Source organism: Pseudomonas sp. rhizo66 (genome assembly GCF_031931925.1).
GTDB lineage: Bacteria > Pseudomonadota > Gammaproteobacteria > Pseudomonadales > Pseudomonadaceae > Aquipseudomonas.
Map to the genome: position 1 here is coordinate 74,802 of NZ_JAUJWZ010000021.1, position 13,123 is coordinate 87,924.

Annotated in this window: 11 protein-coding genes; 6 read left to right on the forward strand and 5 right to left on the reverse strand. The window is 58.9% G+C overall.

The features are described 5' to 3' along the window. Nucleotides 1-19 precede the first annotated feature (19 nt). Both QZR14_RS23190 and QZR14_RS23195 read right to left on the reverse strand, forming a co-directional pair. Nucleotides 20-2,125: a molybdopterin oxidoreductase family protein gene (locus QZR14_RS23190; RefSeq protein ID WP_311997840.1), complete on the reverse strand. Its 2,106-nt coding sequence runs from the start codon at nt 2,123-2,125 to the stop codon at nt 20-22. A gap of 134 nt (nt 2,126-2,259) precedes the next feature. Next, nucleotides 2,260-2,550 (reverse strand): hypothetical protein, encoded by a 291-nt coding sequence (locus QZR14_RS23195; protein ID WP_007916677.1) that lies wholly within the window; start codon nt 2,548-2,550, stop codon nt 2,260-2,262. Between the two features lie 404 nt (nt 2,551-2,954). On the opposite strand from QZR14_RS23195, the gene argF reads away from it, so the two are divergent. Beyond that, nucleotides 2,955-3,875: an ornithine carbamoyltransferase gene (argF, locus tag QZR14_RS23200; RefSeq protein ID WP_311997841.1), complete on the forward strand. Its 921-nt coding sequence runs from the start codon at nt 2,955-2,957 to the stop codon at nt 3,873-3,875. Continuing rightward, nucleotides 3,872-4,981, forward strand: coding sequence for an ABC transporter ATP-binding protein (locus QZR14_RS23205; protein ID WP_311997842.1), 1,110 nt, complete (start codon nt 3,872-3,874; stop codon nt 4,979-4,981). Before argF ends, QZR14_RS23205 begins: the two co-directional genes overlap by 4 nt. Before the next feature lie 78 nt (nt 4,982-5,059). On the opposite strand, the gene QZR14_RS23210 is transcribed toward QZR14_RS23205, so the two are convergent. Both QZR14_RS23210 and ybaK read right to left on the reverse strand, forming a co-directional pair. Next, entirely contained in the window at nt 5,060-5,842 is a 783-nt protein-coding gene (locus QZR14_RS23210; RefSeq protein WP_311997843.1) for a PhzF family phenazine biosynthesis protein, read from the reverse strand. A gap of 95 nt (nt 5,843-5,937) precedes the next feature. After that, nucleotides 5,938-6,408: a Cys-tRNA(Pro) deacylase gene (ybaK, locus tag QZR14_RS23215; protein ID WP_250606342.1), complete on the reverse strand. Its 471-nt coding sequence runs from the start codon at nt 6,406-6,408 to the stop codon at nt 5,938-5,940. A gap of 362 nt (nt 6,409-6,770) precedes the next feature. On the opposite strand from ybaK, the gene QZR14_RS23220 reads away from it, so the two are divergent. From QZR14_RS23220 to glpD, 4 genes are all read left to right on the forward strand, one after another. After that, nucleotides 6,771-7,622 (forward strand): MIP/aquaporin family protein, encoded by an 852-nt coding sequence (locus QZR14_RS23220; protein ID WP_250606341.1) that lies wholly within the window; start codon nt 6,771-6,773, stop codon nt 7,620-7,622. A 77-nt stretch (nt 7,623-7,699) separates the two neighbouring features. Beyond that, nucleotides 7,700-9,202, forward strand: coding sequence for a glycerol kinase GlpK (gene glpK, locus QZR14_RS23225; RefSeq protein WP_016986644.1), 1,503 nt, complete (start codon nt 7,700-7,702; stop codon nt 9,200-9,202). Between the two features lie 95 nt (nt 9,203-9,297). Next, nucleotides 9,298-10,053 (forward strand): DeoR/GlpR family transcriptional regulator, encoded by a 756-nt coding sequence (locus QZR14_RS23230; protein WP_007916700.1) that lies wholly within the window; start codon nt 9,298-9,300, stop codon nt 10,051-10,053. Nucleotides 10,054-10,299: 246 nt separating this feature from the next. After that, entirely contained in the window at nt 10,300-11,835 is a 1,536-nt protein-coding gene (gene glpD, locus QZR14_RS23235; protein ID WP_311997844.1) for a glycerol-3-phosphate dehydrogenase, read from the forward strand. A 361-nt stretch (nt 11,836-12,196) separates the two neighbouring features. Here the strand turns inward: glpD and QZR14_RS23240 are convergent, their stop codons facing one another. After that, nucleotides 12,197-13,084, reverse strand: coding sequence for a LysR family transcriptional regulator (locus QZR14_RS23240; protein WP_250606339.1), 888 nt, complete (start codon nt 13,082-13,084; stop codon nt 12,197-12,199). Nucleotides 13,085-13,123: the final 39 nt, after the last annotated feature.

Consider the following 13,123-nt stretch of genomic DNA (forward strand, 5'->3'; position numbering starts at 1 on the left):
GTCTCCCCGACGGTCACGTTCAGGCCGCCGCCACCGTCACCGGCACACCATTAAGCGCGGCGTTACCCGACAGTTCATCAAGCTGACATTCATCGGTCAGATCGTTTGCGCTCGACCCAGGCTGACTACTGGCTATCGCCATTTGCACGCCCGGACGCGCATGCCCCCAACCGTGCGGCAGGCTGACCACACCTTTCATCATGTCCAGACTGCCGATCACCTCGACCTCGATCTGCCCCACCCGCGAACTGACGCGCACCAACTGCCCATCGTTGAGGCCACGACTGGCGAGGTCATCCGGGTGCATCAATAGCTGATGGCGCGGCTTGCCCTTCACCAGACGGTGATAGTTGTGCATCCACGAGTTATTGCTGCGCACATGACGGCGGCCAATCATCAACAGCTCATCGGCGGCCGGCGCCTGCAATGCGGCAAAGCGTGCCAGGTCAGCAAGGATCTCTGGCGGAGCAGCCTGCAGGCGCTGATTCGGCGTTTTCAGGCGCGCAGCCAGGTTCGGCTTCAACGCGCCCAGGTCAATCCCGTGGGGATGATCGAACAACGTCGCCAACGAAAGCTTTTGCTCGGACGCGTCACCGTAGAGGCCCATGCGCAGGCCCATGTCGATCATCTTCGCTGGTGGCATGGTCGGTTTCAGTTCCTTGCCGGTCTTCTCGGCAAAGGCCTTGGCCAGGCCCACGAAGATCTCCCAGTCATGCAAAGCGCCCTCGGGTTTGGCGAGAATCGCGCGGTTGAAGCGGGTGACGTTGCGCACCGCGAACAGGTTGAACGTAGTGTCGTAGTGATCGTTTTCCAGTGCCGAGGTCGACGGCAGAATCAGGTCGGCATAGCGCGTGGTTTCATTGATGTACAGGTCGATGCTGACCATGAACTCGAGGCCATCCAGCGCCTGCTCCAGTTGCCGCCCGTTCGGCGTCGACAACACCGGGTTGCCAGCGACAGTGATCAACGCGCGAATCTGACCCTCGCCTTCGGTAAGCATCTCTTCGGCCAGCGCCGAGACCGGTAGCTCGCCGCCGTACTCGGGACGCCCGGAAACACGACTCTGCCACTTGTTGAAATGCCCGCCCGAGGTCGACGCCACCAGATCCACAGCGGGTTCAGTGCACAGTGCACCGCCGACGCGATCAAGATTACCGGTGACCAGGTTGATCAATTGCACCAGCCAGTGGCACAAGGTGCCAAAGGCCTGCGTCGAAACGCCCATGCGCCCGTAGCACACGGCACTCGGTGCGGCGGCGAAATCCCGGGCCAGTTGGCGGATCTGCTCGGCAGGAATCGCACACAACGGGCTCATGGCTTCAGCCGTGAAACCAGCGACGGCGGCGCGCACGTCGTCCAGCCCATCAACCGGCAAATGACTTTCGCGGGTCAGGCCTTCGCTAAACAGGGTGTTGAGTACGCCGAACAACAATGCCGCATCGCCACCGGGACGCACGAACAAATGCTGATCAGCCATGGCCGCTGTCTCGCTGCGCCGTGGATCAACCACCACCACTTTGCCGCCGCGCGCCTGAATCGCTTTCAAACGCTTCTCGACATCCGGCACGGTCATGATGCTGCCGTTGGACGCCAGCGGATTACCACCGAGAATCAGCATGAAGTCGGTGTGATCAATATCCGGAATCGGCAACAGCAGGCCATGGCCGTACATCAGGTAACTGCTCAGGTGATGCGGCAACTGATCGACCGAGGTTGCCGAGTAGCGATTGCGCGTCTTGAGCAAACCCAGGAAATAATTGCTGTGGGTCATCAGCCCGTAGTTATGCACACTCGGGTTGCCTTGATAAACCGCAACGGCGTTCTGGCCATGACGCTCCTGAATCGCCGCCAGCTTCTCGGCCACCAGCGTAAAGGCCTCGTCCCACTCGATCGGCAGCCATTCACTGCCCACACGGCGCATCGGCTGGCGCAGGCGATCCGGATCGTTCTGGATGTCTTGCAGAGCCACAGCCTTGGGACAGATGTGTCCGCGACTAAACGTGTCGAGCGCATCACCCTTGATTGAAGTGATCGCAACGTTGCCATCGGTTTCGGTGGTTTCGATGGTCAGCCCGCAAATGGCTTCACACAGGTGGCAGGCACGGTGATGGAGAGTCTTGGTCATGGCCAGTCTCTGTCTTGTTCTGGGCAGGCAATCAGGCCCGCGGGAACAAAACTATGGCCCCGGCGTCGATCCTGCGCCAGCGACGTTTGTCTTGTGAATCGACGGTTATCAGGCGAGCCGATAAACCGCCATGATCAGCTCGACGGCAGCTGCGGCGGCGCGGCCAACTGAATTTCCTGGATGGTTTCGATCTGCTCGTGGGCGACATGTACGCCGGTGAGTTCGCCGATCAATCGCCAGTGCTCGTCGAGCCCGGCACTGATCGTCGCCATGCGATCGATCATGTGACGCCCGGCGCTCTTCACCACTTCGTCTTCGCTGCGCAGCAGTTCGAATGACATTGAAGTGACTGAGGCGGTGAGATGGGTCAGTGAGCGAGCCGTGTGGCCCAGCAGTTCCATTAACAGTTTTTCTTTCGATTCCATGCGGAGGCTTCCTGCGTCGCTCGAAACTTATTTATAACCCAGCACTTTGCTTTAGCAAATGTTTCAGCGTGAGCATCCGACCAAGTGATGGCATGGCGCCACGGTCGTAAACCGACCCAAGCGACGCGATCCCCGCCACGTCGCATTGCCAAGCCAGGCGAGGCCAGTGTACAAAGGGGCTCGCTGCTGTCCTGAACCCGGCTTCAAATGCGCAACTGCAACATCCAGTGCGCCCTCCGAAACCCGCAAAAACCGTAGCCTATTGGAAAAACGCGACATTTAGTGTCAATATCGCGCCTTCCCCTATTTCGTCGCCCCGTGCGGCTTACGCCGCAGGTCTCGCCCGTTGTTCCGTTAAACAAGGCTTTGAGCATCTGCGGTCTGTAGCAAAAAGGTAGTCAATGATGAGCGCAAGGCACTTTCTCTCCCTGATGGATTGCACGCCCGAAGAGCTGGTCAGCGTGATCCGTCGAGGCGTTGAGCTCAAGGACCTGCGTAACCGCGGCGTACTGTTCGAGCCTCTGAAAAACCGTGTATTGGGGATGATCTTCGAAAAATCCTCGACCCGCACCCGCATCTCGTTCGAGGCCGGCATGATCCAGCTCGGCGGCCAGGCGATCTTCCTGTCCCCGCGTGACACTCAACTGGGTCGTGGCGAGCCGATCGGCGACTGCGCCATCGTCATGTCGAGCATGCTCGATGCGGTGATGATCCGTACCTTTGCCCACAGCACCCTGACAGAATTCGCCGCCAACTCACGCGTACCGGTGATCAACGGCCTGTCCGATGACCTGCACCCGTGCCAGTTGCTGGCCGACATGCAGACGTTCCTTGAGCACCGTGGCTCGATCCAGGGCAAAACCGTGGCCTGGATCGGCGACGGCAACAACATGTGCAACAGCTATATAGAAGCGGCGATCCAGTTCGACTTCAAGTTGCGCATTGCCTGCCCGGAAGGCTACGAGCCGAACCCTGAATTCGTGACCAGGGCCGGCGATCGCGTGACCATCGTCCGCGACCCGCAAGACGCCGTGCGCGGCGCGCATCTGGTGAGTACCGACGTCTGGACTTCGATGGGTCAGGAGGAGGAAACTGCCAAGCGCCTCAAGCTGTTCGCGCCGTTCCAGGTCAATCGCGCCCTGCTCGACCTCGCTGCCGAGGACGTGCTGTTCATGCACTGCCTGCCGGCGCACCGTGGCGAAGAAATCAGCCTCGACCTGCTTGATGACCCGCGCTCCGTCGCCTGGGATCAGGCAGAAAACCGTCTCCACGCACAGAAGGCCCTGCTCGAGTTCCTTGTTGAACCGGCATATCACCACGCATGAGCCATGAATTACTGCTGAACCTGCGCAACCTCGCTTGCGGCTATCAAGATCAACGTGTGGTGCAGAACCTCAATCTGCACCTTAACGCCGGTGACATCGGCTGCCTGCTCGGCTCGTCAGGCTGCGGCAAGACGACTACCCTGCGCGCCATTGCCGGATTTGAGCCGGTGCACGAAGGTGAAATCACCCTCGGTGGCGAAACCATTTCCAGCGCCGGTTTCACCCTCGCCCCGGAAAAACGCCGGATCGGCATGGTGTTTCAGGACTACGCACTGTTCCCGCACTTGAGCGTCGCCGACAACATCGCCTTCGGCATCCGCAAGCATCCGCAGAAGGATCGCGTGACCGAAGAGTTGCTCGAACTGGTCAACCTGAAGAACCTCGGCAAGCGCTTCCCGCACGAGCTGTCCGGCGGCCAGCAACAGCGCGTCGCCCTCGCCCGCGCCTTGGCGCCGGAGCCGCAGTTGCTGCTGCTTGATGAGCCGTTCTCCAACCTCGATGGCGAACTGCGCCGCAAGCTCAGCCATGAAGTGCGCGACATCCTCAAATTCCGTGGAACCAGCGCGATTCTGGTGACCCACGATCAGGAAGAGGCTTTTGCTGTCAGCGATCACGTTGGCGTGTTCAAGGAAGGCCGACTGGAACAATGGGACACGCCGTACAACCTTTATCACGAACCGGCAACGCCGTACGTGGCCAGCTTCATCGGTCAGGGTTACTTCATTCGTGGTCAGCTCGGCAGCCCGGAATCGGTGCAGACCGAACTGGGTGAACTGCGTGGCAATCGAGCCTATACGTGGCCGATTGGCGGCGCGGTGGATGTGTTGCTGCGCCCGGACGACATTGTTTATGCGCCGGACAGTGCGTTGAAAGCACAGATTGTCGGCAAGACGTTCCTCGGCGCTTCGACGCTGTATCGCCTGCAACTGCCGACGGGTGCACAGCTGGAATCGATTTTCCCGAGCCATGCTGATCACCAAGTGGGGGCGGAGGTGGGGATTCGTGTTGCCGCTGAGCATCTGGTCTTGTTCCAGGCTTCCGGCAGCACCGCCGCACAAATCCCGGCAGTAGAAAACGGCGTCCGCCGCTACAGCACCGCGCTTTAAAGATCAAAAGATCGCAGCCTTCGGCAGCTCCTACAGGGATCAATGCAGGAGCTGCCGAAGGCTGCGATCTTTTAGCTTTTAACCGAGGATAAGGGTACCGCTGGCAACCAGCGTCGCATTGCCGCCGATCTTCACCCGCTCCCCCTCCAGACGACAGAACAACTCCCCACCTCGCGCCGAACGCTGGCACGCCGTCAGACTCGACCTGCCCAGACGCTTGGACCAATACGGAATCAGGCTGCAATGCGTCGAGCCGGTCACCGGATCTTCATTGATGCCGATCGCCGGCGCGAAATACCGCGAGACAAAATCGTGCTGATTGCCGGGCGCGGTGACGATCGCACCCAGCCACGGCAATTTGGCCAGCGCGACCATATCCGGCTTGCAATCGAGCACCGCCTGCTCCGACTCCAATACCACAAACAGTTCTTTGGAGCCGAGCACATCGACCGCTTCAACCCCCAGCGCTCGCTCGACATCCAGTGTCACGCCAATTTCCGAGGGCACGATCGACGGGAAGTCCAGCCACAAACGGCCCTCTTCACGGCTGACACTCAAAGGCCCGGACTGGCTGGTGAAGTCGATACGCTCGGCGCTTTCCTTGTAGATTTCGAACAGCACATAAGCACTGGCCAACGTGGCGTGCCCGCACAACGGCACTTCAGTGGTCGGGGTAAACCAGCGGATATGCCAAGCCTGACCTTCGCGCACCAGAAATGCGGTTTCCGCCAGATTGTGCTCAGCGGCGATCTTCTGCATCAACTCATCCGCGAGCCATGCCTCCAGCCGATAAACCATCGCCGGATTACCACTGAACGGCCGATCACTGAACGCGTCGACCTGATGAAATTCGAGCTGCATAACTTTCTCCCTGAGTCAGTCGGCAGAGCATGCAGCCACGATATGACCAACGCCAGTGACAGAACCGGTCAATTTTTTACATACAGCAATAACAACTAAGGACGGCCGATGTCGGCAAATTTCGCCTGGGTATGTTCGGCGAGCACCGCGGGCGCCAATTCGACCTCCAGCCCACGCCGACCGGCGCTTACATAAATAGTCGCAAAACCCTGAGCGGAGTTGTCGATGAACGTGCGCAGGCGCTTCTTCTGCCCCAACGGGCTGATGCCGCCCAACAGATAACCGGTGGCGCGCTGGGCGGCTGCCGGGTCAGCCATCTCGGCTTTTTTCACGCCCGCGGCATGGGCCAGACCTTTGAGGTCGAGGCTTCCGACGACCGGCACCACCGCCACCAGCAACTCACCTTTTTCGCTGGCTGCCAGCAGGGTTTTAAACACCTGCGCCGGCTCGAGCGCCAGTTTCTCTGCAGCCTCCAGGCCATAGGACGCGGCCTTCGGGTCATGTTCGTAACTGTGCACGCGATGTTCGGCACGAACTTTTTTCAACAAGTCCAACGCAGGGGTCATGGCAGCTCCAGGCTCGGCAATGGCGAAAATATCCTCCGCCGGATTCTAGGTGATCAGCTCCCAAAAGGCTCTATCCCAAGCCGCGATTCCCGTGGCTTGCAGTCATTCCGCAGACGTCGGCGCGCCTCGACCTCAAAGGATCATTCACCCAGCGAATAGTTTTATTGTGACCGACGGTTCACTTTCGACCTTTGACAGGTTTGTTTCTTGTCTATATTTTTTCGAATCTGAATAATGTAAGAATTGTCGTCACAGCGGCACCCAGCAGTAAACCGGGAACGGAATGGGGATTCCTACTCGGGGAAAATCGCGCCTTGCCCTGTCGGCAAAGCGCCAGACAACAACAAAAAACGAGGTTTTCAATGACAACTGCTTTACAGCAACCAACGCTCTCGAGCCAATGCATGGCCGAGTTTCTGGGTACTGCACTACTGATCTTTTTCGGCACTGGCTGTGTCGCCGCGCTCAAAGTCGCGGGCGCCAGCTTCGGCCTGTGGGAAATCAGCATCATCTGGGGCGTCGGCGTGAGCATGGCGATCTACCTCACGGCCGGGGTTTCCGGCGCGCACCTGAACCCGGCCGTGAGCATCGCGCTGGCGATCTTCGCCGACTTCGAAAAGCGCAAACTGCCGTTCTATATCCTTGCCCAGATCGCCGGCGCGTTCTGCGGCGCGCTGTTGGTTTACACGCTGTACAGCAATCTTTTCTTCGATTACGAACAAACTCACCAAATGGTTCGTGGCTCTACTGCCAGCCTTGAGTTGGCCTCGGTGTTCTCGACCTTCCCGAATCCGGTGCTGTCCACCGCTCAGGCATTCCTGGTCGAGATGATCATCACCGCAATCCTGATGGGCGTGATCATGTCACTGACGGACGACAACAACGGCCTGCCGAAAGGCCCGTTGGCGCCGCTGCTGATCGGTTTGCTGATCGCAGTGATCGGCAGCTCGATGGGGCCGTTGACCGGTTTCGCGATGAACCCGGCGCGTGACTTCGGTCCGAAACTGATGACTTTCTTCGCCGGCTGGGGTGAAATTTCCTTCACTGGCGGCCGCGATATTCCGTATTTCCTGATTCCGATTTTTGCACCGATTGTCGGTGCCTGCCTCGGCGCTGCCGGGTATCGCGGGCTCATCGCCCGTCACCTGACCGGCGCCACACCTGCTACAAAGGATGCAGAACCGGCCATTGACGGCAAACCAAGAACTTCTTGAAACAGTCGGCGCAAGCTCCTGCCCAATAGAGCCTGCGCCCCGGCCCACTCTCCCTTATTTAGTCCAAGGCAATCGACATGACCGACATTCAGAATAAGAACTACATCATTGCCCTCGATCAGGGTACAACCAGCTCCCGCGCGATCATTTTCGACCGTGATGCGAACGTGGTCTGCACCGCGCAGCGCGAATTCGCTCAGCACTACCCGCAAGCCGGCTGGGTCGAACACGACCCGATGGAAATCTTCGCCACCCAGAGCGCGGTGATGGTTGAAGCGCTGGCCCAAGCTGGCCTGCATCACGATCAGGTGGCTGCCATCGGCATCACCAACCAGCGTGAAACCACCGTGGTCTGGGACAAAACCACCGGCCGCCCGGTGTACAACGCCATCGTCTGGCAGTGCCGCCGCAGCACCGAGATCTGCCAGCAGCTCAAGCGCGATGGCCACGAAGACTACATCCGCGACAACACCGGTCTGGTCACCGACCCTTACTTCTCCGGCACCAAACTGAAGTGGATCCTCGACAACGTCGAAGGCAGCCGCGAACGTGCGCGCAACGGCGAACTGCTGTTCGGCACTGTCGATAGCTGGCTGATCTGGAAATTCACCGGCGGCAAGGTGCACGTCACCGACTACACCAACGCCTCGCGCACCATGCTCTTCAACATTCACTCGCTGGAGTGGGATTCGAAGATGCTGGAGATCCTCGACATCCCTCGCGAAATGCTGCCGGAAGTGAAGGCTTCTTCGGAAATCTACGGTCGCACCAAGAGCGGCATCGCCATCGGCGGTATCGCTGGCGACCAGCAAGCGGCGCTGTTCGGGCAGATGTGCGTCGAGCCAGGCCAGGCGAAAAACACCTATGGCACCGGCTGCTTCCTGCTGATGAACACTGGCGACAAAGCGGTGAAGTCTCAGCACGGCATGCTCACCACCATCGCTTGCGGCCCGCGTGGCGAAGTGGCTTACGCACTGGAAGGCGCGGTGTTCAACGGCGGTTCGACCGTACAGTGGCTGCGCGATGAACTGAAGATCATCAACGACGCCCACGACACCGAATACTTTGCCAATAAAGTCAAAGACAGCAACGGCGTGTACCTGGTACCGGCCTTTACCGGTCTGGGCGCTCCGTACTGGGACCCGTATGCCCGTGGCGCGCTGTTCGGCCTGACCCGCGGCGTACGTGTGGATCACATCATCCGCGCCGCGCTGGAATCGATCGCCTACCAGACCCGCGACGTCCTCGACGCCATGCAACAGGACTCCGGCGAACGCCTCAAGGCCCTGCGCGTGGACGGCGGTGCGGTAGCGAACAACTTCCTCATGCAGTTCCAGGCCGACATCCTCGGCACCCAGGTCGAGCGCCCGCAAATGCGCGAAACCACGGCACTCGGCGCGGCGTATCTGGCGGGCCTGGCGTGCGGTTTCTGGGGCAGCCTGGACGAACTGCGCGGCAAAGCGGTGATCGAGCGCGAGTTCGAACCAAGCCTGGACGAAGTCGAGAAAGAGAAGCTGTACAAAGGCTGGAAAAAAGCCGTCAGCCGCACCCGTGACTGGGCGCGTGAAGACGCTGAATAAGCCAACCTTCAGATCCAGATAGGCATCTAACTGGTAGGGAGCGGATTCCTGCGGCATCATGGGCAAATTTTGCACGGCAGCCCAAAGGAAGCCCCATGAATCTGCCTCCCCGTCAGCAGCAAATCCTCGAGCTGGTCCGCGAACGCGGCTATGTGAGCATCGAGGAAATGGCCACGCTGTTCGTTGTTACCCCGCAAACCATCCGCCGCGACATCAATCAGCTCGCGGAAGCCAATCTGTTGCGTCGCTACCATGGCGGCGCGGCCTATGATTCCAGCGTTGAAAACACTGCCTATGCGATGCGCGCCGACCAGATGCGCGATGAAAAACAACGCATCGGTGAAGCCATCGCCGCACAGATTCCCGATCACGCCTCGCTGTTCATCAATATCGGCACCACCACCGAATCGATTGCCCGTGCCCTGCTCAATCACAATCATCTGAAGATCATCACCAACAACCTGCATGTGGCGTCGATGCTCAGTGCCAAGGATGATTTCGATGTGCTGCTGACCGGCGGCAATGTGCGCCGTGACGGCGGCGTGGTCGGTCAGGCGAGCGTCGATTTCATCAATCAGTTCAAGGTCGATTTCGCGCTGGTCGGGATCAGCGGTATTGATGAAGACGGCAGTTTGCTGGATTTTGATTATCAGGAAGTGCGGGTCTCGCAGGCGATCATTGCCAATGCGCGGCAGGTGATTCTGGCGGCGGACTCGAGCAAGTTCGGCCGCAATGCAATGATTCGCCTCGGCCCGATCAGCCTGATCGATTGCCTGGTCACGGATCAGCAGCCGGTGCCGGCGCTCGCGCAATTGTTGAGTCAGCACAAGATTCGCCTCGAAGTCGTCTAACTCCCGCAAGATCAAAAGATCGCAGCCTACGGCAGCTCCTACATGAGTTCACTTGACCTGTAGGTGCTGCCGCAGGCTGCGATCTTTTGCTTTTAATGTTCGAAAATTTTCTTTTAATCGCCCTTCGATGAGTTTTTTCAATCGAACGCGACTGGCTGCGCGCGTGTTTATGGGCTACCATTTTCGCAAATGAACATTCATGTTCGATTTCCAATATAGAAAATCAAAAGAACCCGAGGCCAGCCGATGTCCACCTCTACCTTGCGTACGCCCCCTCTCTCCGAGATCTACGACATCGCCGTTATTGGCGGCGGGATCAATGGCGTGGGGATCGCAGCGGATGCCGCCGGTCGCGGGCTTTCGGTGTTCCTTTGCGAAAAAGACGACCTGGCCAGCCACACCTCGTCGGCCAGCAGCAAACTGATCCACGGCGGCCTGCGCTACCTCGAACATTACGAATTCCGTCTGGTACGGGAAGCACTGGCCGAGCGCGAAGTGCTGCTGGCCAAGGCCCCGCACATCGTCAAACCGATGCGCTTCGTGCTGCCGCACCGCCCGCACCTGCGCCCGGCGTGGATGATCCGTGCCGGCCTGTTCCTTTATGACAACCTCGGCAAGCGGGAAAAACTGCCGGGTTCGAAAAGCCTGAAGTTTGGCGCCGACAGCGCATTGAAGAGCGAAATCAAGAAAGGTTTCGAATACTCCGACTGCTGGGTCGACGACGCCCGCCTGGTTGTACTCAATGCCATGGCCGCCCGCGAAAAAGGCGCCCACGTGCACACCCAGACCCGTTGCGTCAGCGCCCGTCGCACCAAAGGCCTGTGGCACCTGCATCTGGAACGTGCCGACGGCAGCCTGTTTTCGATCACTGCCAAAGCACTGGTGAACGCCGCCGGCCCATGGGTCGCCAAGTTCATCCGTGACGACCTGAAAATGGAATCGCCGTACGGCATCCGTCTGATTCAGGGCAGCCACATCATCGTGCCGAAGCTGTACGAAGGCGATCACGCGCACATTCTGCAAAACGAAGATCAGCGTATCGTGTTCACCATTCCGTACCTGAACCATTTCACCCTGATCGGCACCACCGACCGTGAGTACACCGGTGATCCGGCGAAAGTGGCAATCACCGACGCCGAAACCGACTACCTGTTGAAAGTGGTCAACGCTCACTTCAAGAAGCAGCTCAGCCGTGACGACATCCAGCACAGCTATTCGGGCGTACGCCCACTGTGCAACGATGAGTCCGACAACCCGTCGGCCGTCACCCGCGACTACACCTTGGCGCTGTCCGGCAGTGCAGAAGAAGCACCGTTGCTGTCGGTGTTCGGCGGCAAGCTGACCACCTACCGCAAACTCGCCGAGTCGGCGATGGCGCAGTTGATGCCGTTCTTCACCCAGATGCGCCCGAGCTGGACCGCCACCGCCACGCTGCCCGGCGGTGAAGACATGACCACGCCACAGGCCTTGAGCGCGCTGATTCGCGACAAGTTCGACTTCGTGCCAACCGAGATCGCCCGTCGCTGGTCCACCACTTACGGCAGCCGCACCTGGCGCATGCTCGAAGGCGTGGAAACCCTGGCCGACATGGGCGAACACCTCGGCGGCGGGCTCTACACCCGTGAAGTCGATTACCTGTGCAGCGAAGAGTGGGCGACCACTGCCCACGATATCCTCTGGCGTCGCAGCAAACTCGGTTTGTTCACCACGCCGGCAGAGCAGGAAAAACTCGCTGCTTATTTGGGCAAGGTTGAGCAGAACCGCAAGATCGAAGCAGCCTGATCTGCGGAACGTCGCTTAAACGAAAGCCCCTGAATTGAGAGATTCAGGGGCTTTTTGTTGTGCCAACAAGATCCAGCCCCCCTCACCCCAGCCCTCTCCCCACAAGGGGCCAGGGGGAAAGGGAGCAGATCGGCGGAGATTTCCAATCCTGAGGTCGACTCGATATTTCAGGCCGGCATCACTCGCAAGGACCACGCGATTACCCCTCTCCCTCCGGGCGAGGGGAAAGGGAGCAGATCGGGAGGCTTTTCCAATCCTGAGGTCGACTCGATATTTCAGTTCGGCGTAACTCGCAGGGACAACACGATCAATCCCCTCTCCCTCTGGGAGAGGGCTAGGGTGAGGGGCTTTTGGGCCGGTATCACTGCGCCAGATGCAACAACAGAAAATCAATAAACGCCCGCGACTTGTGCGGCAAGTGAGGGGTGTTGGGAAATACCACATTGATCGACTGCGAAGGCAGCGAATACTCCGGCAGCAAGCGCACCAGACGCCCGGCGGCAATGTCATCTGCCACCACCCAGGCAGGCAGAACCGATACGCCCAGTGAAGACAACGTCATCGAGCGAATCGCCGTCGACGAGTTCGATTCGAAGTGACTGGTGCCGCCGACTTCGACGCCCTGCCCTGGCCCATGGCGCAATGTCCACTGGGTCGGCGCCTGCAAATTGCTGTTGGCGATCCACGGCACGCTGTTCAGGTCCTGCGGTTCCCGCACCGGATGCCGGGCGAGAAATGCCTCGGTGGCCACCAGCACGATTTCATAATCGGCCAACTTGCGACTCTTGAATGCCGAGTCCGCCAAGTTGCCCAGACGGATCACCAGATCAAGCTTTTCCGCAACCAGATCATTCAACGAAGAATTGAAGTTGTAGCACAGGCGAATTTCCGGATAACGCTCGGAAAACAGTGGAATCAACGGCAGGATATACTTTTCACCGTATTCACTGGTTGAACTAATTCGCAACTTTCCAGAAACCCGATTATTACCCTTCAGGACATTATCAAACGCATTATCGATGTCAGCGACAATACCTTTGAATTCCTCATAAAACTCCTGACCTATTTCGGTCAGCGATATATTCCGGGTATTGCGGATCAACAGCGTCGCCGACAAAACTTCTTCCAGCGCCTTGACATGCAGGCTGGCCATGGCTTTGCTGATACTCAGATAATTAGCGGCCTTGGTGTAAGAACCAAAATCCACCACCGCAAGAAACGTCTGAACCCGATTAAGATGAGAGTGCATGGCGCTATGGCTCACTGTTAAATCCTGTCAAACATTGTT

Coding starts and splice junctions, on each gene's coding strand:
- argF (WP_311997841.1), top strand. CDS start 2,955: ATGAGCGCAAGGCACTTTCTCTCCCTGATGGATTGCACGCCCGAAGAG.
- glpD (WP_311997844.1), top strand. CDS start 10,300: ATGTCCACCTCTACCTTGCGTACGCCCCCTCTCTCCGAGATCTACGAC.
- QZR14_RS23240 (WP_250606339.1), bottom strand. CDS start 13,084: ATGCACTCTCATCTTAATCGGGTTCAGACGTTTCTTGCGGTGGTGGAT.
- QZR14_RS23220 (WP_250606341.1), top strand. CDS start 6,771: ATGACAACTGCTTTACAGCAACCAACGCTCTCGAGCCAATGCATGGCC.
- QZR14_RS23190 (WP_311997840.1), bottom strand. CDS start 2,125: ATGACCAAGACTCTCCATCACCGTGCCTGCCACCTGTGTGAAGCCATT.
- glpK (WP_016986644.1), top strand. CDS start 7,700: ATGACCGACATTCAGAATAAGAACTACATCATTGCCCTCGATCAGGGT.
- QZR14_RS23210 (WP_311997843.1), bottom strand. CDS start 5,842: ATGCAGCTCGAATTTCATCAGGTCGACGCGTTCAGTGATCGGCCGTTC.
- QZR14_RS23195 (WP_007916677.1), bottom strand. CDS start 2,550: ATGGAATCGAAAGAAAAACTGTTAATGGAACTGCTGGGCCACACGGCT.
- QZR14_RS23205 (WP_311997842.1), top strand. CDS start 3,872: ATGAGCCATGAATTACTGCTGAACCTGCGCAACCTCGCTTGCGGCTAT.
- ybaK (WP_250606342.1), bottom strand. CDS start 6,408: ATGACCCCTGCGTTGGACTTGTTGAAAAAAGTTCGTGCCGAACATCGC.
- QZR14_RS23230 (WP_007916700.1), top strand. CDS start 9,298: ATGAATCTGCCTCCCCGTCAGCAGCAAATCCTCGAGCTGGTCCGCGAA.